Below are 21,331 nucleotides of genomic sequence, written 5' to 3'. Positions count from 1 at the left end.
GCTTTCCCCGCTCGCGGGGAAAGCAGGCCGCCGCCTCAGGCTCCGGAAGCGCCCGCGCTCGCGGCCAGGTCAGCCGGGCCTACCCCGGCCCGCCGGGCCAGGGCCACGGCGGCGAGCGTCGAATGCACGCCGAGCTTGCCCAGCACATTCTGCATATGCGTACGGACGGTGTGCGGGGACAGATAGAGCCGCTCGGCCACGGCCTTGCGGCCCAGCCCGGCGACCATGCAGCGCAGCACCTCCTGCTCGCGCGGGGTGAGCGACTCCACGAGCCGTTCGCTCTCGGTGCGGTGCCGCCGCGCGGCGGTCAACTCCCGCAGGACACCGGTGAGCAGGGCGGGCGGCAGATGGGTCTCGTCGCGCAGCACGCCCCGCATGACGGCGAGCAGCCGGGACAGTGAGCAGTCCTTGGCGACCCAGCCGGACGCACCGGCCTGCAGGGCGCGGGCGGCGCGGCGCGCGTCGTCGCGCTCGGCGAGGACGACGGTGCGGGTGGCGGGGTGCTCGGTGCGCACCCGCTCGACCAGGGCTATGCCGTCGACCGTGGCCATGGCGGCGTTCGCCCCGTCCGGCGCTGCGGAGTTCGCCGCGTGCAGCGGCTCGGGCAGTCGTGGTTCGGGCACCCGGGCTGCCGCCGCGTTGACGACGGCGCCCATCGGCACCCGCGCGGCGGCGCCGAGGTCGGCGTCGACGAGCAGTACGTCGTAGCGGCGGCCGTCGGCCGCGGCACGCTCCAGGCAGCGCTGGGCGGCCGGTCCGCTGCCGGCCGCCGAAACGTCGACGTCGGGCTCGGCCGCAAGAGCCGCGGCGAGCGATTCGGCGAAGATCCGATGGTCGTCGACGACGAGAACGCGAATCCGTCCCACGGGCCCCACTCCCGGCATTTGGCACTCCCCCACGATGGAGGCGGAGTCCACGGAGGATCCGGCACCCGGAGCGGGTTGTGCACCGCAGCCTCCGTACGACAGCCGCCGTACCGAACTGCTACCCCGTTCCAGGTGCCGAACCCTTGTGTCTCGCCCCCTGATGCGACGCCGGCCCCCACCGGCGCTGTGGAAAAAGCGTAGGGGCAGGGGCTGACAAAGGCGCCCGAATGGCAAAACTTGCTTGATGGAGTTGTGTTTTGTTGCCGATACTGATCGGTTCAGGCCAGCCGTCGGGCTCCCTCGGACGGTACGGCGCTGAAGACCCGGGGCGTGACGAAACCGGCCGTCGCGAAGGCGGCCAGCACCGCGTCCGTCACCTTGTCCGCCGCCGCGTCCTCGACCAGCACGATCGCCGAGCCGCCGAACCCGCCGCCGGTCATACGGGAGCCGAGCGCGCCGGAGTCGTTGGCGGCGGCGACCACGAGGTCCAACTCGGGGCAGGAGACGCGGAAGTCGTCGCGCAGTGAGGCATGGCCGGCGGTGAGCACCGGCCCGATGGCGCGGAAGTCACCGTCTGCGGCGAGCCGGACGACCTGCTCGACCCGGTGGTCCTCGGTGACCACATGCCGGGCCAAGCGGACCAGTTCCTCGTCGTCGAGCCGTTCGAGGGTCGCGTCGAGGCCCTCGTACGGGACGTCACGCAGGGCGTCGACCTCCAGGGCGGCGGCGGCCGCCTCGCAGCCGGCCCGGCGCTTGCCGTACTCGCCCTCGCTGTGGGAGTGCTTGACCCGGGTGTCGACCACGAGGAGCCGCAGGCCCTGCGCGGCAAGGTCGAAGGGGATCTGACGCTGCGACAGGTCGCGGGTGTCCAGGTGCAGGGCGTGGCCGGCGGTGCAGCAGGCGGACGCGGTCTGGTCCATGATGCCGGTGGGGGCGCCGACGTACACGTTCTCGGCGCGCTGGCACAGGCGGGCGAGGCGCCAGGGCTCAAGGCCGAGCCCGTACAGGTCGTTCAGCGCCAGCGCGGTGACGACTTCCAGCGCGGCCGATGACGACAGCCCCGCGCCGGTCGGAACGGTGGACTCGTAGTGGATGTCGGCGCCGGTGATGACATGCCCCGCCTCGCGCAGCACCCACAGGACGCCGGCCGGATAGGCGGCCCAGCCGTTGGCGGCGTCGTCGGCGGTCAGCTCGTCCAGGAACAGCTCCACGGTCCCGCCGTCGACGTTCGCGGAGTGCAGGCGCAGCCGTCCGTCGGTGCGGCGGGAGACCGCGGCGACGGTGGTGTGCGGCAACGCGAACGGCATGACGAAGCCGTCGTTGTAGTCGGTGTGCTCTCCGATGAGGTTGACCCGGCCCGGCGCCGCCCAGACGCCCTCGGGGCCGGTGCCGTACACCTCACGGAAGGTGTCCGCTGTCGTCACTCGCTCTTCTCCAGCTTCTGCAGATTCTGCGCGAAGTCCCATGCGCCGCGGACGATACCGGCGAGGTCGGCACGGGCCGGCTTCCAGCCCAGGCGCTCCTTGGCCCGGTCGGCGGACGCGACGAGGACGGCCGGGTCACCGCCGCGACGCGGGGCGACGACCTCGGGGATGGGATGGCCGGTGACCTGGCGGACGGTCTCGATGACCTCGCGTACGGAGAAGCCGTTGCCGTTGCCCAGGTTGCAGATGAGGTGCTCGCCGGCCGTGGCGTGATCCAGGGCCAGCAGGTGCGCGTCGGCGAGGTCAGCGACGTGGATGTAGTCGCGGACGCAGGTGCCGTCGGGGGTCGGGTAGTCGTCGCCGAAGACGGAGATGGCCTCGCGGCGGCCCTGCGCGACCTGGAGGACGAGCGGGATGAGGTGCGACTCGGGGTCGTGGCGCTCGCCGTACTTCCCGTAGGCGCCCGCGACGTTGAAGTACCGCAGCGAGACGGCGGCCAGCCCGTGGGCGACGGCCTCGCTGGTGATCATGTGGTCGACGGCGAGCTTGGAGGCACCGTAGGGATTGGTGGGCAGCGTCGGTTCGTCCTCGGTGATCGGGACGGACTTCGGCTCGCCGTACGTGGCCGCCGTGGAGGAGAAGACGAGCTTGCGCACGCCCGCGTCACGCATCGCGGTGAGCAGTTCCAGGGAGCCGGCGACGTTGTTGCGCCAGTACTTCTCGGGGTTGACGACGGACTCGCCGACCTGGGAGGAGGCGGCGAAGTGCAGCACGGCGTCGTACGAGGAGTCGAGGATCCGGGCGGCCTCGGTCTGGATACGGCCCTCGACGAACTCGGCGCCCTCGGGGACACCGGCGCGGAAGCCGGTCGACAGGTCGTCCAGGACGGTGACCCGGTGGCCCGCCTCCAGCAGGTGGGCCGCCACGACGCTGCCGACGTAGCCGGCGCCGCCGGTGACCAGAACCCTCTTCGTACCGGTGTCGCTCACTGGGTCTCCGCCTTTCCGATGTCCGTGTCCCGGCCACCGTAGTGGCGGGATCTGAGGGGCCTCTGAGAGCTTTCCCAGAGGTCATTCATACGGGTCACGCGGACGCGACCTCCCGCAGCCGAGCGGCCGCGGCCTCCGGCGGCACGTCGTTGACGAAGGCGCTCATCCCGGACTCCGACCCCGCGAGGTACTTCAGCTTGCCGGCGGTCCGGCGGATGGTGAACAGCTCCAGGTGGAGGGCGAACTCGCGGCGCAGCTCGCTGCTGAAGGGCGCCTGGTGCCAGCCGGAGATGTACGGCGTCGGGGGCTCCCCGGGACCGAAGATCCGGTCGAAGCGGCGCAGCAGCTCCAGGTAGACGGCCGGGAACTCGGTGCGCGCCTCCTCGTCCAGGCCCAGCAGGTCGGGCACCCGGTGCTTGGGGTAGAGGTGGACCTCGTACGGCCAGTGGGCGGCGTAGGGGACGAAGGCGGTCCAGTGGGCGGCGTCGATGACGATGCGGGAGCCGTCCTCCAGCTCCCGGGCCACCGTGTCGTCGAAGAGGTTGCGGCCACCGGTGGCCTCGCGATGCTGTTCCAGGGACCTCAGCATCAGCTCGGTGCGCGGGGTGACGAAGGGATAGCCGTAGATCTGGCCGTGCGGGTGACCGAGGGTGACGCCGATCTCCTTGCCGCGGTTCTCGAAGCAGTAGACCTGCTCGACGGAGGGCAGCTGGGAGAGCTCGGCGGTGCGGTCGGTCCAGGCGTCGAGGACCAGCCGGGCCTGGGCCTCGGTGAGACCGGCGAAGGACTGGTCGTGGTCGGAGGTGAAGCAGACCACCTCGCAGCGGCCGGTGTCGCCGGACAGGGACGGGAAGCGGTTCTCGAAGACGGCGACGTCGTAGTCCGAGTCGGGGATCTCGCTGAGCCTGCCGTTGCGGGAGGGGCAGAGCGGGCACTCGTCGGCAGGCGGGAGATAGGTCCGGCCCTGTCGATGGGAGGCGATGGCCACGGAGTCACCGAGCAGCGGGTCGCGGCGGATCTCGGATGCGGTGGACACCGGGTCGAGCGGCCGCTGGTCCACCGCGTCACGTACGGCGTCGTCCCGGCGGTCGTAGTAGATCAGCTCACGACCGTCGGCGAGCCGGGTCGTCGTCTTCTTCACCCTGGAGGCTCCTCATCGCACCTACCAAACATAACTAAACACAATTAACCACAAGGCAACAGGTACGTCAATCACCCAACATTTTCGGGGAGGGATTCGCGCATGCGATACCTGGCCGACGGGCTCCGGTTGCCCACCAACGCACTGGACTACTCGATCCTTGCGATCTACTTCGTCGTCGTTCTCGGCATCGGCTTCGCTGCCAAACGCAGCGTCAAGACGAGCCTGGACTTCTTCCTCTCCGGACGCTCACTGCCTGCGTGGGTCACCGGACTGGCGTTCGTCGCCGCCAACCTGGGGGCCACCGAGATCCTCGGCATGGCCGCCAACGGCGCCCAGTACGGTGCGTACACCGTGCACTGGTACTGGATCGGCGCGATTCCGGCCATGGTCTTCCTGGGCCTGGTGATGATGCCGTTCTACTACGGCTCCAAGGTCCGGTCCGTGCCCGAGTTCCTGCTGCACCGGTACGACAAGAGCGCGCACCTGCTGAGCTCGATCCTCTTCGCCTGCGCGGCCATCCTCATCGCGGGCGTCAACCTCTACGCGCTGGCGATCGTCGTCGAGGCGCTGCTGGGCTGGCCGCAGTGGGTGGCGATCTGCATCGCCGGATTCTTCGTGCTGATCTACATCACCATCGGCGGTCTGTCCTCCGCGATCTACAACGAGGTGCTGCAGTTCTTCGTCATCCTGGCGGCCCTCATCCCGCTGACCGTCGTCGGTCTGAAGCGGGTCGGCGGCATCGGCGGTCTCACCGACAAGCTCGACGCCTCGCACGGCAAGGCCTTCACCACAGCCTGGAGCGGCACCGGCATCGGCGACCCCAACCCGCTCGGCGCCAACTGGCTCACCATCGTCCTCGGCCTCGGCTTCGTCCTCAGCTTCGGCTACTGGACCACCAACTTCGCCGAGGTGCAGCGCGCCCTGTCCGCGAGGAACCTCTCGGCGGCGCAGCGCACCCCGCTCATCGCCGCCTTCCCGAAGATCTTCATCCCCTTCATCGTCATGGTCCCCGGGCTCATCGCCGCGGCCCTCGTACCGACGATCGGCACCAGCGGCTCGAACCTCACGTACAACGACGCGATCCCCCTGCTCATGCAGGACCTGCTGCCCAACGGCGTGCTCGGCATCGCCGTGACCGGACTGCTGGCGGCCTTCATGGCGGGCATGGCGGCGAACGTGTCGTCCTTCAACACCGTCTTCACCAACGACATCTGGGGGGCGTACATCCAGAAGGACCGCCCCGACGCGTACTACGTGAGGTTCGGCCGGTTCATCACCGTGATCGGCGTCATGGCCAGCATCGGCACCGCGTTCCTGGCGTCCAGCTTCAGCAACATCATGGCGTACCTGCAGACGCTCTTCTCGTTCTTCAACGTGCCGATGTTCGTGGTCTTCATCATCGGCATGTTCTGGAAGCGCACCTCGACCAAGGCCGGCTTCTGGGGGCTGCTCAGCGGCACCGTGGCCGCGATGATCAACTACTTCTGGTTCTACAAGCAGCACGTCATCAGCATCCCCAGCGACCAGGGCGCCAACTTCGTCTCGGCGATCGTCGCCTTCGTCACCGGCGCGGTGGTCATGGTGATCGTGAGCGCCTTCACCCAGCCCAAGCCCGCCGAGGACCTCGCCGGCCTGGTCTACGGCACCACGTCCCCCGGCATGGCCGAGCCGCCCGCCAAGGGCGACGACGCCTGGTACCGCAGCCCCGCACTGCTGGGCTGGACCGCGCTGGTGCTGGCCGCGCTGTGCTACATCCCCTTCTCCCTCTGAGGCTCCCGAGGTAACCGGACATGAGCGAGTACCAGCACGAGGACGACTACCAGCGAAAGATCGAGGAACTCGAGCACGCTTCCACGACCGCGGCCAAGCTCTTCGACATCCGCCGCATCATCGGCGGCCTCTTCACCGTCTACGGCGTCATCGTCACCATCGCCGGCATCACGGCCTCCGACTCCGCCATCAACAAGGCCCAGGGCATCAACATCAACCTCTGGACCGGCCTCGGCATGCTCATCCTCGGCCTGCTGTTCCTCCTCTGGGTCAAGCTCAGCCCGCCGCCGCCCCCGCCCCCGCCGGAGGAGCTGCTTCAGGAGCGCTCCGACTCCGGATCCGGGGAGTGACCCGCGCCCGCCCGGTCCAGCAGGCCGGTGCGGGCGGCCAGGGCGGCGGCCTCCAGGCGGGAGCCGACGCCGAGTTTCATCAGGACGCGCTGGACATGGGTGCGCGCGGTGCTGGAGGCGATGCCCATACCGGCGGCGATGAGGCGGGTGTCCTCGCCCTCGGCGACGCGGACGAGGACCTCGATCTCCCTCGGGGTGAGCAGCTGGAGCAGGCGGGTGCCTTCGTCGTCGGGCTCGGCCACCGGGTTGAGCAGGTCGGCGAAGGCGGCCTGGAGGAGGGCGGGCGCGATCGCCACCTCGCCGGCCCGGGCCTTGGCCATGGCGCGCTCGACGCCCTCGATGCGCTCGTCGTGCCGTACGTAGCCGGACGCGCCGGCCGCGAAGGCCGCCGCGATCCCGCGCGGGTTCGGCACGGGCCCGAGGATGAGCACGGCGACCCCCGGCCGCTCCTTCTTGATCCGGACGACCGGGTCGAAGACCCCCGGTTCGGCCGGCGCCGCGGTCCCGATCAGACAGACCTCCGGCGACCGCGACAGCACCAGTTCCGCCGCCCCGGACGCCGGCGCGGCGGCCGCCAGCACTCGGTGCCCGCGCAGCTTCAGCGCCGAGGCGAGCGCTTCCGCCAGCAGACGGTGGTCGTCGACCACCACAAGCCGTACGCCCATGTGGCGTCCCCTCATCCCCCCTGGGAGTGGTGAGGCCCGGCCTCGCCCGACTCCACTCCGTCCCCCTCACATGCCGTGGCGCGGTCCGCCCGGCGCCCAGCTGTGCCCCCTCTGTGAGCCCGGGTCTAGCCCCGGAAGGTACACGCTTGTTCGACTTTTCGCGCCCCTTACTCGCCAGAAGCCTCTCGCATTAACGGAATTCCCGCTGCTATTGGCCGGATCACCCCCGAAACGGCCCGTTTCGTAGCGGACTCGGACAGCGAACGGCCGATCACCCGAAGGCCGCGACCGACTTCTGCGTGGTCCCGTCGGCACCCGCGCTGCCCAGGGACCTGACGGTGGCGGCGGTGATGAAGAAGTGCTCCTTGTGGATCCAGAGGTAGTCGCCGCTGTAGAACGCGTCCTCAAGACCCTTCCCGCTCTCCGGAAGCTCCATGTACGGCGTCACCTGATGGGTGGTGGTGTCGACCGCGATCAGCCGTCCCCCCTTGTCGTACGTGGGCTGCTGGTAGCCGATCACCCTGCCGCCGCTGTCGTCCAGGCCGACGATGGTGACCTCCCGCTCCTGGTCCGGCTTGGCGAGCCACTTCGCCTTGCCGGTCTTCAGGTCGAAGGCGGTGATCTCGTTCGTACGGCCGTACGCGTTGCTGCCGCTGCCGGAGTGGGACTTGGTGGAGAAGTAGATCGTGTCCTTGTCCAGCGCGTAGTCCTGGCAGTGGCCCTCACCGACGACATGGCAGTCGATGCGGTACTTCGCGTCGGCGCCCGCGTTGCCCAGCGAGATCCGGGACTTCATCTTGCCGTTCTCCAGGTAGACCACGTCGGACAGCAGCGCCTGCGACCCGGCGGCCAGACCGACCACCACCGGGTCGGTGGAGATGACCGAGTTGACCTCGTTGTGCGACGGCACCTGCCAGGTCCACTGCTTGGTGCCGGACTCGTCGATCCCCTGCACGTAGTACGTCGGGTTGCTGTACGTGCCGCACTGGATGACCGCGATCAGCTTCGTGCCGCCCTTGTAGGCGACGTCGCTGCAGTCGGCGCCCTCCTTGGGCGTCCACAGCAGCTTGCCGGTGCTGATCCGGTACGCGGCCGAACTGCCGCCGATCCAGGCGACGGCGGCGGTGTCACCGGAGACCGCGATCATCGAGTAGTCGAAGTTCGTACGGCCGTTCTCGACCGGCAGCTTGTGGTCCCACAGCTTCGCCCCCTTGGCGATGTCGATCGCCATCACCTGGGAGCACTTGCTGCCGTACTGCACCACGATCCGGTCCTGCGAGGACTCCCGGGAGCCGGGGCAGGACTCGCCGGACAGCGGGATCGACCAGTTCTTGGCGCCGCTGTCGATGTCGTACGAGGTCACCGAGTCCGGCGTGGTCTTCACGATCGCGTTGCCGGTGAACCACGCGTCGGGCAGCGAGGCCCCGTACTCGGCCTTGGGCGGCCGGTTGGCGGTGGCGGTCCACAGCGACGCGGCCGCGATGGCCCCGTCACCACTGCGGCCGCCGCCGGTGGAGGAGGAGCTCGGCTTGGCGTCGGGCCCGGAACCGCCGTCGCCGGAGGTCGCGATCCACACACCTCCGACGACCACGAGGAGGGCGGCCACCGCGCCCGCGACGATGCCGATCAGCTTGCCGTTGCCGCCACCGCGCTGCGGGAGCTGCGGCGGCTGCGGCGCGTAGTACGGCTGCTGGGGCTGCGGCGGGTATCCGTACTGCGGCTGCTGGTAAGGCTGTTGGTACGGGTACTGCGGCGGTTGCTGCTGGCCGTACGGGTTGCCAGGCGGCGGGGGCGGCTGCGACATGGGGTTCTTTGTATCACCGGGAACTCACAGCTTCGCGCGCCCGAACGCCACCGTTACAGCCCTGCTACGCGCCCGGCCTGGGCGTCGCCTTACGCGTCGTCGGCCAGCTCCAGCCAGCGCATCTCCAGGTCGTCGCGCTCGTCGCGGAGGGCCCGCAGCTCCATGTCCAGCTCGGCGACCTTCTCGAAGTCGGTCGCGTTCTCGGCGATTTCGGCGTGCAGCTTGGCTTCCTTCTCGCTCATCCGGTCGAGCTGACGCTCGATCTTCTGCAGCTCCTTCTTCGCGGCCCGGCTGTCACCGCCGCCCTTGGGCTTGGCGGCGGCGGGGGCCGGGGCGGGGGCCGCCGCCTCGGCGGCGCGCTTGCGGCGCTCCAGGTACTCGTCGACGCCGCGCGGCAGCATGCGCAGGGTGGCGTCGCCGAGCAGGGCCATGACGCGGTCGGTGGTCCGCTCCAGGAAGTAGCGGTCGTGGGAGATCACGACCATGGAGCCCGGCCAGCCGTCGAGGAGGTCCTCCAGCTGGGTCAGGGTCTCGATGTCGAGGTCGTTGGTCGGTTCGTCGAGGAACAGCACGTTCGGCTCGTCCATGAGGAGGCGCAGGATCTGCAGCCGCCGCCGTTCACCGCCGGAGAGGTCGCCGACCGGCGTCCACTGCTTCTCCTTGGTGAAGCCGAACTTCTCGCACAGCTGCCCGGCGGTCATCTCCCGCCCCTTGCCGAGGTCCACCCGCTGCCGTACGGCCTCCACGGCCTGCAGCACCCGCCAGGACGGGTCCAGCTCGCCGACCTCCTGGGACAGATACGCCAGCTTCACCGTCTTGCCGACCGCGATCCGTCCGGCCACCGGCTGCGTGTCGCCGTCGCTGTACGCGGCATCGGCCAGCGCCCGCAGCAGCGAGGTCTTGCCGGCCCCGTTGACGCCGACCAGCCCGACGCGGTCGCCGGGGCCGAGCTGCCAGGTGAGGTGCTTGAGCAGCACCTTCGGGCCCGCCTGGACGGTGACGTCCTCGAGGTCGAAGACGGTCTTGCCGAGCCGCGAGTTGGCGAACTTCATCAGCTCGGCGGTGTCGCGCGGCGGCGGGACGTCGGCGATCAGCTCGTTGGCCGCCTCGATCCGGTAGCGCGGCTTGCTGGTGCGGGCGGGGGCGCCCCGGCGCAGCCAGGCCAGCTCCTTGCGCATCAGGTTCTGCCGCTTGGTCTCCTCGGTGGCGGCGATCCGCTCCCGCTCGGCCCGGGCGAAGACGTAGTCGCTGTAGCCGCCCTCGTACTCGTGCACATTGCCGCTCTGCACGTCCCACATACGGGTGCAGACCTGGTCCAGGAACCACCGGTCGTGGGTGACGCAGACGAGCGCGGAGCGGCGGACCTGGAGGTGCGAGGCCAGCCAGGAGATGCCCTCGACGTCGAGGTGGTTGGTCGGCTCGTCCAGGATGACCAGGTCCTGCTCGTCGATGAGCAGCTTGGCGAGCGCGATCCGGCGCCGCTCACCACCGGACAGCGGTCCGATGACGGTGTCCAGGCCCTGCGGGAAGCCGGGCAGGTCCAGCCCGCCGAACAGGCCGGTCAGTACGTCCCGGATCTTGGCGTCGCCGGCCCACTCGTGGTCGGCCTTGTCCCCTACGACCTCGTGCCGGACGGTGGCCGCCGGGTCCAGGCTGTCGTGCTGCGTGAGCACGCCGAGCCGCAGGTCACCGAGGTGCGTGACCCGGCCGGCGTCCGGATCCTCCAGCTTGGCGAGCATTCGGATGAGGGTGGTCTTGCCGTCGCCGTTGCGGCCGACGACCCCGATGCGGTCGCCCTCCGCCACGCCGAGCGAGATGCCGTCGAGCAGGGTGCGGGTGCCGTACACCTTGCCGACTGCCTCGACGTTGACCAGGTTGACGGCCATTTTTCTCCATGCTCGCTGGGGGACGATAGGCCTACCAGCCTAATGCGGCGGGGCCGGTGCCCGAGTACGGCGGAGGATCGCGCGCGTTCAGACGGGTGGCCGCCCGGCCCGCTCCACCAGCGCCCAGCCCGCCAGTGCCATCGCCACGGCCGCCGGGGCGCTGATCCGTACGGCGATCAGCACGGCGGTGTGGCCGTCCAGCATTCCGCCGAAGCCGACGATGGACAGCCCGAGGATCCCGAACAGGGCCAGCGCGACCCCCACGGCGGCCGTCGGCCCACCCCACCGTGACCCGGCGGCGGCCGGGCGGGGCCCCGGCGGGCGCTCCGCACGGCGGAAGACGGCCACCAGCGCGGCGGTGACCCCGGCCGCCACCGCCATCCGCACCGGCACCTGGGCCCACCACGCGCCGCTCCCCGGCGCCGGGACGGGCAGGCCGAGGGCCAGCACGACCCCGTACACCCCGAGCATCGCGGTGAGGTGCCACAGGAAGGCCGTCATCGCGATCCCGTTCGCCACCACCACCCCCCGCCACACCCTCGGCCGCTCCAGCAGCCGCGCGGCGGGCCCGCGGAGCAGCTCGACCGCGCCGACCAGCCACACGCCGTGGCACAGCAGGGCGAAGGTCGGCGGCGCCATGTTCGAGATCCGCTCCCCCGGCATCCCCACCATGGACAGCGGATACGGCCCGAACGCCACCAGCGCGGCGGCGCTCACCAGCCCGCCCACCGCCATCACCCCGGGCCTGCGCAACCGCCCGTCCGCCCGCAGAAAGCCCAGCTGATGCACGGCCAGCCATACGAACGCGAAGTTGAGGAACGGCACGAAAGGCACCCCGAACGCGAAGCGCAGCACGTCCACCAGCGCCGCCCCGCCGACCAGCCCCGCGAACGCCCCCCACCCGTACCGGTCGTGCAGCCGCAGCAACGGCGGCGTGAACGCCACCATCGCCAGATAGATCCCTATGAACCACAACGGCTGCGCCACCAGCCGCGCCGCCACCTCCCCCAACGGCCCGCCCGCACCCAGCACTTGCAGCGCAAGCGCCCCCACGCCCCACACCGCCGCGAAGACCATCGTCGGCCGCAGCAACCGCTGCAACCGCGCCCTCAGGAACGCCGCGTACACGCCGCCCTGGCCTGCCGACTTCCGGTCCAGCGACCGGTACGACAGCGCGTGCGAGAAGCCGCCCACGAAGAAGAACACCGGCATGACCTGCAACACCCACGTCAGCGGCTGCAACCCCGGCTTCACCGCCAGCAGATTCCCCACCTCCGCCGTGCCGTCCGCCCCCACCGACACCGCCGCCATCAGCCAGTGCCCCAGGACGACGGTCCCCAGCGACACCACCCGCAGCAGGTCGACGTAGCGGTCCCGCCCGGCAGGCGTGGCGGCGGCGACGGCGCGCGCGTCCATGTTCATGCTCATAACGGAACGATCGCGCGCCGGAGCACCCCGGCATCAGGTCCGGCTTACTCAACTCGCCCGGCCGGCAGCTGAGTACGGCTACTCAGCGGCGGCGAGCGCGGGCATCAGCCGGCGTAGTCCTTCAGCTTCTCCGTCTCCAGGGTGATCCCGACAGGGTCCGGAAGCTCGATGACGGCGCCGAAGGGCCGGACGGTGATCGGCATCCTGGTCCCGCGATGTCACCTCGACGACCATGACCGCCCCTGCCCGGAGGGAGAAAACCGCTTCGCGACGCGCGACAAGCCCTGGTAGGAAATGCCCATGCCCGCCGAAGATCTCGATCCCATGGACCGTCTCCTCGCCGAGCGTGCCTGCGAACGGCTGATCCTCGACTTCCTCCGCCGCCTCGACCTGGGCGAACCGAGCAGCGTCGCCGATCTCTTCACGCCCGACGGCGTCTGGGAATGGCCGCAGGGCGCCCGACGCATCGAAGGCCGCGACGCCCTGCGTACGTACTTCGGCTCCCGTCCCGCCGACCGGCTGTCGCGCCGGATGTGCACGAACGTCCTGGTCGACGTGGACTCCGCCTCGGTCGCCACCGCGACCTCCTACTTCGCCACGTACCGCGTCGACGGGTACTCCGGCGGCATGCTGCCGCCCCAACTCCCCACCAACGTCGGCCACTACGAGGACAGGTTCCGCAAGGTCGAGGGGGAGTGGCTGCTCGCCCACCGGGTCACGTTTCTCCCCTTCGGCACGGAGACGCAGCGGCTCCAGCGGTGAGGCGGGCTACAGCACCGTCGCGCCCGGCGCCGGGGCCGAGGTCACGCGGGCGGCGCGGCAGGTGCCGGAGGCGGTGAGGGCGTCGGCGACGGAGGTCGCGGATTCGGCGTCCTTGGCGAGGAAGGCGCAGGTGGGGCCGGAGCCGGAGACGAGGGCGGCGAGGGCGCCGGCTTCGGTGCCGCAGTGGAGGGTGGCGGCGAGGGAGGGGCGGAGGGAGAGCGCGGCGGGCTGGAGGTCGTTGGTAAGCGCGGAGGCCAGGGCGGTGGCGTCGCCGGTGCGGAGGGCTTCGAGCAGGGCGGGGGCGGCGGCGGCCTCGGGGACGGGGGTGTCGGCGCGGAGGCGGTCGCACTCGGCGTAGACGGCGGGCGTGGAGAGGCCGCCGTCGGCGAGGGCGAAGACCCAGTGGAAGGTGCCGCCCACCTCCAGGGGCGTCAGGATCTCGCCCCGGCCCCGGCCCAGGGCCGCGCCGCCGACGAGGCTGAACGGAACGTCGCTGCCCAGCTCTGCGCAGATGGCCAGCAGCTCTTCGCGGGTGGAGCCGGTGCCCCAGAGGGTGTCGCAGGCCAGGAGGGCGCCTGCGGCGTCCGCGCTGCCGCCGGCCATGCCACCGGCGACGGGGATGTCCTTGGCGATGTGGATGTGCACGTCCGGCGCGATGCCGTGCCGCTCGGCCAGCGCGATGGCGGCGCGGGCGGCGAGGTTGCCCGCGTCGAGCGGTACGTGCTCCGCGCCGGGGCCCTCGACCGTGATGCGAAGGCTGTCGGCCGTGGTGACCGTGACCTCGTCGTACAGGCCCACGGCGAGGAAGACGTTCGCCAGGTCGTGGAAGCCGTCCGGACGGAGCGGGCCCACGGCGAGCTGGACGTTGACCTTCGCGGGGACGCGGACGGTGACGACGGGGGCGGTCACGGTGCTGGGACTCCTCTGGACGGAAGGGCTTCGGCCCATTCTCCCAGCCCCGCGGACCCGGTTGTGCCTGAGGCGCCGCTACGCGCTCAGCGGCATGACCTTGCGGTACGCGGTCACCGCGGTCGTCGCGACGGTCACGTGCATCAGCAGGAGCGCGATCACGCCCTTCGCGCCGCCTTCGCCCCAGAGCAGGAAGTCGGGGACGAAGGAGACCGCGACCACGGCCGGGACGAGCCAACGGACCAGCGCTCCGGGGTCCTTGGCAGCCTTGCGCACGGTCGCCCAGCCGCCGGCGCCGATCAGAACGCCCACGGTGGTGAGGAATATGAACGAGCCGGCCTTGAGCGGCTGGAAGTCGTCCGGGGCACCGATGGCGAGGGCGACGGCCGCGATGACCCCGTTGATCACACTGGACACGACGACGACGGCGGCGATGCCACCCGCGAAGACGGCCGCGCCGCGCCGGGCGGCGGGGGCGGTGGCGGCGGTGGTGGGCGAGAGATCGGACACGTCAGCTCCAGGGGGTTCGGTTCAGGGGACCGGGGAGTATCTTGAACTTTCAAGCTATGACCTCTGACTGACCCTAGACGCGCATACTTGAACTTTCAAGCCTTGCGGAGCCCCGAGCCCCGGCCCCCAGCCCCTGGCGCCTACCGCACCGGCCCGTGCTCCGCGATCGCCGCGAACTCCTCCACCGTCAGCGCCTCGCCCCGCGCCTGCGGCGACACCCCCGCCGCCACCAGCGCGGCCTCGGCCTCGGCCGGCGACCCGGCCCACCCCGCCAGCGCTGCCCGGAGCGTCTTGCGCCGCTGGGCGAAAGCCGCGTCGACGACCGCGAAGACGTCCTCCCGCCGCGCGGAGGTCTTCAGCGGCTCGGTCCGCCGCACCAGCGAGACCAGCCCGGAGTCGACGTTGGGCGCGGGCCAGAAGACATTGCGCCCGATCGACCCGGCGCGCTTGACCTCGGCGTACCAGGCCGCCTTCACCGACGGCACGCCGTAGACCTTGGACCCGGGACCGGCGGCGAGCCGGTCGGCGACCTCGGCCTGGACCATCACCAGGGTGCGCTCGATGGTGGGGAAGGTCTCCAGCATGTGCAGCAGCACCGGCACCGCGACGTTGTACGGGAGGTTGGCGACCAGCGCCGTGGGCGGCGGCCCGGGCAGCTCACGTACCCGCATCGCGTCGGAGTGGACCAGCGCGAAGCGCGAGGCGCGGTCGGGCAGGCGGGCGGCGATCGTGGCGGGCAGCGCGGCGGCGAGCACGTCGTCGATCTCGACGGCGGTGACCCGGTCGGCGGCCTCCAGCAGGGCCAGGGTCAGCGAGCCGAGCCCCGGGCCGACCTCGACCACGACGTCCTCGGGCCGGACGGCGGCCGTGCGGACGATGCGGCGGACCGTGTTGGCGTCGATGACGAAGTTCTGGCCGCGCTGCTTGGTGGGGCGTACGCCCAGGGCGGCGGCCAGTTCGCGGATGTCGGCGGGGCCGAGAAGGGCGCCCTGGTGATCATGATCGGTGCTGCTCACCGGTAAAGCCTACGGCCGCAGACGGGCCACGGGGTCGCCCCCCTGCTGACGTAGAGCTTCTTGGCCCGGTAGGTCTGCTCGGCGGCGGGCGCGTCCTGGGGGCGGCCGCTGCCCCCGATGCGGTGCCAGGTGCCGGTGTCGAACTGGTAGAGCCCGCCGTACGTCCCCGAGGCGTCCACCGCGTCCGGCCGGCCGCCGGCCTCGCAAGCGGCGAGGCTCTGCCAGTTGAGCCCGTCGGTGCCTTCGACCGACGACGGCAGGGACTTGGTGCCGATCCGTTCGACCTGGGTGACGGGCTCGCTGACGATCTCCTCGGCGATGCGCCTGGGCTTCTGCTTCACGCCGTTGATGGTCCGGTAGTCGTACGTGACGCGGCGGACCCCCGGCTCCCCGGGGGTGTCGACGGCGGTGGTGCCCTGGAAGAGCGAGGCGTCCTTGTGCCGCTCGGTCTCGTACGGAATGGGCTCCTCGCGGACCTCCTGCCGGCCGCTGATCCGCATCACGGAGACCGTCTGGCCCTCGCGGGGGAAGGTGTCGGGGTCGACGGAGGTGGTGTCCTGGCCGTGCAGGGCGATCCCGGCCTCGCGCACCGCTTCGCCGACGGTGGCGGCGTTCGTACGGATGGTGCGCTCGTGGCCGTCGACCAGGAAGGTGAGGGTGCGCTCGGTCCGTACGTCCAGGTCGAGGCCGTGGCGGCCGATGGGCTCGCTGCGGGAGGCGGAGAGGTACGCGCCGTCGGCCCGTACGCCGAGTTGGCGCAGGGCCTCGTCGACAGTGCGGGCCGTGGTCCAGACGCGGCGCCGCCGGCCGTCGAGGGTGAGGGAGACCGGGCGGCCGTAGCGGACGGCGACCGTGTCGCCGTCCGCCAGGTCGGTGTCCCGGCCGGGGGCGACGATGTCGTGGTCGCCGACCTCGACGCCCTGGCGGGCGAGCAGTTCGTCCACGTCGTCGGCGAACGTGTGCAGCGTGCGGGGCTCGCCGTCGACACTGAGCTGCACCGACTTCTCGTTGGCCAGGAAGGCGGTCGTCCCGCCGGCCAGGAAGGCGACCACCAGCGCCCGCGGCAGCAACTGCCGCAGCGCGTCGGGCTTCTGCCGCCGCCCAGCCGCCGCCCGCTCCCTGCGCGCGGCGGCCCGGCCGCCACCGCCCTCGGTGGGGGCGGGCACGAACGGGACGTCGGACCACTCGGCCTGGCGCGGCAGCCTGCCGCCGCCGCCGTCCGGGGCGAAGCTCGCGGACCGGTCCGTGACAGGTCGCGGCTGCGTCCGGTGACTGCCCTGCGTATCGCTCACGACGGCTCCCGGCTCCAGTACGTACGGCACGATCCGGAACGGGGACCCTAGCGGAGGAACCGTCACTCTCCAAAGCCGTACGGCTACGCCGTGTCGCGGCCGAATCGCCTCAATAGGCGAATACGCGGGCGGTGTTCGCGCCCAGGGCCGCCGCCAGCTCGTCCTCCGTCACCCGCCTGGCCGCAGCCATCGCGCGGACCGTGACCGGGATGAGGTAGGGCGCGTTGGGCCGGCCGCGATACGGCATCGGGGTCAGGAACGGCGCGTCGGTCTCGACGAGCAGCAGCTCGGGCGGGGCGACGGCGACGGCGTCGCGCAGGTCCTGGGCGGACTTGTAGGTGACATTGCCGGCGAAGGACATGTAGTAGCCCTTGTCCGCGCAGAGCTTGGCCATCGCGGCGTCGCCGGAGTAGCAGTGGAAGACCACCCGATCCGGTGCGCCTTCCTCGTCCAGGATGCGCAGGACGTCGGCGTGGGCCTCGCGGTCGTGGATGACCAGCGCCTTGCCGTGCCGCTTGGCGATGTCGATGTGCCGGCGGAAGGAGAGCTGCTGGTCCGCGACGCCCTCGGGGCCGGTGCGGAAGTAGTCCAGGCCCGTTTCCCCGACCGCCCGCACCTGGGGCAGCGCGGCCAGCGCGTCGATCTCGGCGAGCGCGGCCTCCAGCGCCTGCGGCCCGCCCGCCTGCCGCGCCCCCTGCCGGGACCACCCATCGGGATCTCCGTGGACGATCCGGGGCGCCTCATTGGGGTGCAGGGCGACGGCCGCCCATACGTCGGCGTACTGCTGCGCCGTGTCGGCGGCCCAGTGCGAGCCGCTGACGTCACAGCCGACCTGGATCACGGTCGTGACGCCCACCGAGGCGGCCTTGGCCAACGCCGCCTCGACGGTGCCCCCCTGCATATCGAGATGTGTGTGCGAGTCCGCGACCGGCACCGCGAGCGGCTCCGGCAGCGGCGGGGCGATGGACCTGTCGTCCTTCTTCTGCGACTGCGACATGCCCCGATCTTAGAAACCCGCTCTCACGCGGACTCGCGCTCCTCCCTGCTTTTACGGTGGAGAAGGTGCAGCGGCGACCAGTTCCTGGTGCGGCGCACGGTCTCCTGCTCATGGGGCTGGGTCTGGGTCTGGGTCTGGCGCCGACTCTGGGTCGGCAGGAGGGCGATGACATCGGACACCTGCCCGGCACGCATGATGCGGACCTTGTGCCCCTCGCAGTTCGCGCAGGCCGGCCGGGTCAGCGGGGACGGGACGCGCTTGCCGTCCGCGATGTAGGTGACGTACGGGTTGTTCTGGAGATCCACGCGGTGCTGGATCTCGTACGCCTGCTCCCAGCCGAAACCGCAGCTGATGCAGACGAAGGCGTACGCCTCGCGAACCGTGCCTGTGTCGGTTTCCTCGGTGCCGATGGTCTCGCTCATGGCAGCTCCTGTTGCCCTCCGGACGAGGCGTCCGGAGCGGGACTTCCCACTATCAGCAAACGCCTGGAGCTGCACTCGCGCAGGAGGGCTTCCGCTGTTTTGAGCCAGTTTTGGGCTTTATGTGGGAAGTAGGCCTTCGGGCCACGACAGCCCTTTGCCGAGCGCCGCGTTTAGCCCCATTGTGCTCCCGATCGTGCGCCGGGTCACGCGCCCGGGGCCTGCTCCCGCTTGGCCGCCACCACCGCGTCGAAGACCTCGCGTTTCGGCAGCCCGGCGTCCGCCGCCACCGCCGCGATCGCCTCCTTACGGGTCTCCCCCGCCGCCTCCCGGTCCCGTACCCGCCGCACCAGCTCCGCCGGGTCCAGGTCGGCGGGCCCCGGCTCCGGGGCGCCCTCCACGACGACCGTGATCTCGCCGCGTACGCCTTCGGCAGCCCAGGCCGCCAGCTCCTTCAGCGGGCCGCGCCTGACCTCCTCGTACGTCTTCGTCAGCTCCCGGCACACCGCCGCGCGCCGCTCCGCGCCGAAGACCTCGGCCATCGCGGCCAGCGTGTCGTCCAGGCGGTGCGGGGCCTCGAAGTACACCAGCGTCCGCCGCTCCGCCGCGACCTCGGCGAGCCGCGCCCGGCGCTCCCCCGCCTTCCGCGGCAGGAACCCCTCGAAGCAGAACCGGTCCACCGGCAGCCCCGACAGCGCCAGCGCCGTGAGGACGGCCGACGGGCCCGGCACCGCCGTCACCTTGATGTCCCGCTCCACCGCCGCGGCCACCAGCCGGTACCCGGGGTCGGACACGGACGGCATCCCGGCGTCCGTCACCAGCAGCACCCGTGCCCCGCCCGCCAGCGCCTCGACCAGCTCCGGGGTGCGGGCCGACTCGTTGCCCTCGAAGTACGACACGACGCGGCCGGTGGTGTGCACCCCCAGCGCCTGGGTCAGCCGCCGCAGCCGCCGCGTGTCCTCCGCCGCGATCACATCCGCCCCGGCCAGCTCCGCCGAAAGCCGTGGCGGCGCGTCCGACACGTCCCCGATGGGCGTCCCCGCGAGGACGAGTACGCCGGCGGTTCGGGGGGCCGTTTCGGGTGCGGCTGAGCTATTCACCGGCCCAGTCTCGCACCGTGCTCAGCGCGCACACATCCGCCTTCCCTACGATGGCCCGGTGACGAGTGACACCGCTGACGCCGCGACGCAGCCACAGCACGCCCAGGACGGGGCCGAGAACGCCTCGCCGGCGGACGTGCAGAGCCCGTGGCAGCGCCGCCTGCGCCGCTTCGGCCATGTGGCGCGCCCCCGCCCCGACGTGCGAGACCGCCTGGTCCAGCCGTACCCGGAGCCGGGCACCCGCCTCTGGGCGGCGCTCGGCCTCAGCCCGGTCCTGGCCGACCGGCTGGCCCGCTGGTCGGGCTGGGGCGGCCCGCTGCTGGTCGCCCTCTTCGCGGGCCTGATCCGGTTCTGGAACCTGGGCAGCCCGCACGCGGTGATATTCGACGAGACGTACTACGCCAAGGACGCCTGGTCACTCCTCCAGTACGGCTACGAGGGCTCCTGGACCGACAAGGCCAACGACTCCATCCTCGCCGCCCACCAGACCATCCCGCTCTCCCCGACGGCCTCGTACGTCGTCCACCCGCCCGTCGGCAAGTGGGTCATCGCCGTCGGCGAGTGGCTGTTCGGCCTGAACCCCTTCGGCTGGCGGTTCATGATGGCCGTCCTCGGCACGCTCTCCGTCCTCATGCTGTGCCGCATCGGCCGCCGCCTCTTCCGCTCCACGGCGCTCGGCTGCCTGGCCGGCGGCCTGATGGCGGTCGACGGCCTGCACTACGTCATGAGCCGCACGGCCCTGCTCGACCTCGTCGTCATGTTCTGGGTACTCGCCGCCTTCGGCTGCCTGCTCATCGACCGCGACAAGGCCCGGGCCCGGCTGGCGGCGGCACTCCCGGACGACCGGCCCAACACCCTCGTCGGCGGCCGGACCAACCTCGGCCTCCGCCCCTGGCGTATCGCCGCCGGCGTCTGCCTCGGCCTCGCCTGCGGCACCAAGTGGAACGGCCTCTACATCCTGCTGGCCTTCCTCGTGATGACCGTCCTGTGGGACATCTCCGCCCGCCGCCTCGCCGGCGCCCGCCAGCCCTGGCTCTCCGTCCTCGGCAAGGACGCCGGCTGGGCCTTCCTGGCCATGGTGCCGGTCGCCATCGTCACGTACCTCGCCAGCTGGACCGGCTGGTTCTTCACCAAGGGCGGCTACGACCGCACCTGGGCCCACGGCCGCGCCGGCCTCTCCCCCGACCACTTCACCCTGCCGTTCATCGGCGCCCGGATCCCCCTCCCCCAGATCTCCATGACCTGGGTCCCCGAGGTCTTCCGCAGCCTCTGGCACTACGAGTCCCAGGTCTACGACTTCCACGTCAACCTGGTCTCCCCCCACACCTACCAGTCCAACCCCTGGTCCTGGCTCGTCCTCGGCCGCCCCGTCTCGTACTTCTACGAGTCCCCCAAATACGGCTCCGACGGCTGCACCGCCACCACCGGCTGCGCCCGCGAAGTCCTCGGCATCGGCACCCCCCTCCTCTGGTGGTCCGCCTGCTTCGCCCTCCTCTACGTCCTCTACCGCTGGGCCTTCCGCCGCGACTGGCGCGCCGGCGCCATCCTCTGCGGCGTCGCCGCCGGCTACCTCCCCTGGTTCATGTACCAGCAGCGCACGATCTTCCTCTTCTACGCCGTCGTCTTCCTCCCCTTCCTCTGCCTCGCCCTCGCCATGATGCTCGGCGCCATCCTCGGCCCCCCCGGCTCCACCGAACGCCGCCGCATGTGGGGCGCCGTAGGCGCCGGCACCCTCGTCCTGCTGATCGTCTGGAACTTCATCTACTTCTTCCCGCTCTACACGGGCATGACGATCCCCATGGACTCCTGGCGGGCCAGGATGTGGCTCGACACCTGGATCTAGCAGGCCCGCACACGGCCCCAACGAGGGTGCGTTCCGCACGGCAGCGGGGGGGGGGGCGGAGAGAACAGGCCGGCCCCCGGCGGGGGGGGCGGGGGGGGGGGGGCCCCCACCCCCCGCGCCCCCCGCGCGGGGGGGCCCCCGGGGGGCCACCGCCACC

19 protein-coding genes are annotated in these 21,331 nt (G+C 71.4%); 4 read left to right on the top strand and 15 right to left on the bottom strand.

Annotated elements, in window-relative coordinates:
* Positions 1 to 35: 35 nt before the first annotated feature.
* The 4 genes from ACFXJ5_RS12715 to galT form a co-directional block, all read right to left on the bottom strand.
* Positions 36 to 866, bottom strand: coding sequence for a LuxR C-terminal-related transcriptional regulator (locus ACFXJ5_RS12715; RefSeq protein WP_384630348.1), 831 nt, complete (start codon positions 864 to 866; stop codon positions 36 to 38).
* 278 nt (positions 867 to 1,144) lie between these two features.
* On the bottom strand, positions 1,145 to 2,290 hold the full coding sequence (galK, locus tag ACFXJ5_RS12710) for a galactokinase (protein ID WP_384630347.1): 1,146 nt from the start codon (positions 2,288 to 2,290) through the stop codon (positions 1,145 to 1,147).
* A complete protein-coding gene (gene galE, locus ACFXJ5_RS12705) occupies positions 2,287 to 3,279 on the bottom strand; it encodes a UDP-glucose 4-epimerase GalE (protein WP_384630346.1) in 993 nt (330 codons plus the stop codon). Before galE ends, galK begins: the two co-directional genes overlap by 4 nt.
* Before the next feature lie 94 nt (positions 3,280 to 3,373).
* A complete protein-coding gene (gene galT, locus ACFXJ5_RS12700; protein ID WP_384630345.1) occupies positions 3,374 to 4,420 on the bottom strand; it encodes a galactose-1-phosphate uridylyltransferase in 1,047 nt (348 codons plus the stop codon).
* A gap of 102 nt (positions 4,421 to 4,522) precedes the next feature.
* Between galT and ACFXJ5_RS12695 the strand changes: the two genes are divergently transcribed.
* Entirely contained in the window at positions 4,523 to 6,193 is a 1,671-nt protein-coding gene (locus ACFXJ5_RS12695; RefSeq protein ID WP_384630344.1) for a sodium:solute symporter family protein, read from the top strand.
* A gap of 20 nt (positions 6,194 to 6,213) precedes the next feature.
* Positions 6,214 to 6,543: a hypothetical protein gene (locus ACFXJ5_RS12690; RefSeq protein WP_384630343.1), complete on the top strand. Its 330-nt coding sequence runs from the start codon at positions 6,214 to 6,216 to the stop codon at positions 6,541 to 6,543.
* On the opposite strand, the gene ACFXJ5_RS12685 is transcribed toward ACFXJ5_RS12690, so the two are convergent.
* The 4 genes from ACFXJ5_RS12685 to ACFXJ5_RS12670 all read right to left on the bottom strand — a co-directional run bounded on the left by ACFXJ5_RS12685 (position 6,510) and on the right by ACFXJ5_RS12670 (position 12,320).
* Positions 6,510 to 7,208: a response regulator transcription factor gene (locus tag ACFXJ5_RS12685; RefSeq protein WP_384630342.1), complete on the bottom strand. Its 699-nt coding sequence runs from the start codon at positions 7,206 to 7,208 to the stop codon at positions 6,510 to 6,512. The two genes, ACFXJ5_RS12690 and ACFXJ5_RS12685, sit on opposite strands and share 34 nt — an antisense overlap.
* A gap of 271 nt (positions 7,209 to 7,479) precedes the next feature.
* A complete protein-coding gene (locus ACFXJ5_RS12680) occupies positions 7,480 to 9,012 on the bottom strand; it encodes an outer membrane protein assembly factor BamB family protein (protein ID WP_384630341.1) in 1,533 nt (510 codons plus the stop codon).
* An 89-nt stretch (positions 9,013 to 9,101) separates the two neighbouring features.
* Positions 9,102 to 10,898, bottom strand: coding sequence for an ABC-F family ATP-binding cassette domain-containing protein (locus tag ACFXJ5_RS12675; protein ID WP_384630340.1), 1,797 nt, complete (start codon positions 10,896 to 10,898; stop codon positions 9,102 to 9,104).
* Between the two features lie 87 nt (positions 10,899 to 10,985).
* Entirely contained in the window at positions 10,986 to 12,320 is a 1,335-nt protein-coding gene (locus ACFXJ5_RS12670) for an acyltransferase (RefSeq protein WP_384630362.1), read from the bottom strand.
* Positions 12,321 to 12,626: 306 nt separating this feature from the next.
* On the opposite strand from ACFXJ5_RS12670, the gene ACFXJ5_RS12665 reads away from it, so the two are divergent.
* Complete coding sequence (locus ACFXJ5_RS12665; RefSeq protein ID WP_384630339.1) at positions 12,627 to 13,088, top strand: nuclear transport factor 2 family protein; 462 nt, start codon at positions 12,627 to 12,629, stop codon at positions 13,086 to 13,088.
* Between the two features lie 6 nt (positions 13,089 to 13,094).
* Here the strand turns inward: ACFXJ5_RS12665 and ACFXJ5_RS12660 are convergent, their stop codons facing one another.
* The 7 genes from ACFXJ5_RS12660 to rsmI all read right to left on the bottom strand — a co-directional run bounded on the left by ACFXJ5_RS12660 (position 13,095) and on the right by rsmI (position 19,331).
* Positions 13,095 to 14,036: a 4-(cytidine 5'-diphospho)-2-C-methyl-D-erythritol kinase gene (locus ACFXJ5_RS12660; protein ID WP_384630338.1), complete on the bottom strand. Its 942-nt coding sequence runs from the start codon at positions 14,034 to 14,036 to the stop codon at positions 13,095 to 13,097.
* A 39-nt stretch (positions 14,037 to 14,075) separates the two neighbouring features.
* Positions 14,076 to 14,507 (bottom strand): DUF6069 family protein, encoded by a 432-nt coding sequence (locus tag ACFXJ5_RS12655; RefSeq protein ID WP_384630337.1) that lies wholly within the window; start codon positions 14,505 to 14,507, stop codon positions 14,076 to 14,078.
* A gap of 140 nt (positions 14,508 to 14,647) precedes the next feature.
* On the bottom strand, positions 14,648 to 15,523 hold the full coding sequence (rsmA, locus tag ACFXJ5_RS12650; RefSeq protein ID WP_384630336.1) for a 16S rRNA (adenine(1518)-N(6)/adenine(1519)-N(6))-dimethyltransferase RsmA: 876 nt from the start codon (positions 15,521 to 15,523) through the stop codon (positions 14,648 to 14,650).
* Entirely contained in the window at positions 15,520 to 16,689 is a 1,170-nt protein-coding gene (locus tag ACFXJ5_RS12645; protein WP_459253985.1) for a ubiquitin-like domain-containing protein, read from the bottom strand. The genes rsmA and ACFXJ5_RS12645 overlap by 4 nt, the downstream gene beginning before the upstream one ends.
* 235 nt (positions 16,690 to 16,924) lie before the next feature.
* Positions 16,925 to 17,812 (bottom strand): TatD family hydrolase, encoded by an 888-nt coding sequence (locus ACFXJ5_RS12640; RefSeq protein ID WP_384630334.1) that lies wholly within the window; start codon positions 17,810 to 17,812, stop codon positions 16,925 to 16,927.
* Positions 17,813 to 17,835: 23 nt separating this feature from the next.
* Positions 17,836 to 18,234, bottom strand: coding sequence for a hypothetical protein (locus tag ACFXJ5_RS12635; protein WP_384630333.1), 399 nt, complete (start codon positions 18,232 to 18,234; stop codon positions 17,836 to 17,838).
* Positions 18,235 to 18,437: 203 nt separating this feature from the next.
* Entirely contained in the window at positions 18,438 to 19,331 is an 894-nt protein-coding gene (gene rsmI, locus ACFXJ5_RS12630) for a 16S rRNA (cytidine(1402)-2'-O)-methyltransferase (protein WP_384630332.1), read from the bottom strand.
* A gap of 58 nt (positions 19,332 to 19,389) precedes the next feature.
* On the opposite strand from rsmI, the gene ACFXJ5_RS12625 reads away from it, so the two are divergent.
* On the top strand, positions 19,390 to 21,174 hold the full coding sequence (locus tag ACFXJ5_RS12625; RefSeq protein ID WP_384630331.1) for a dolichyl-phosphate-mannose--protein mannosyltransferase: 1,785 nt from the start codon (positions 19,390 to 19,392) through the stop codon (positions 21,172 to 21,174).
* Positions 21,175 to 21,331: the final 157 nt, after the last annotated feature.

Origin of the sequence: Streptomyces sp. NPDC059373 (genome assembly GCF_042751495.1) — a bacterium.
In the GTDB taxonomy this organism is placed as follows: Bacteria; Actinomycetota; Actinomycetes; order Streptomycetales; family Streptomycetaceae; genus Actinacidiphila.
This window is presented reverse-complemented; position numbering and strand designations above follow the sequence as displayed.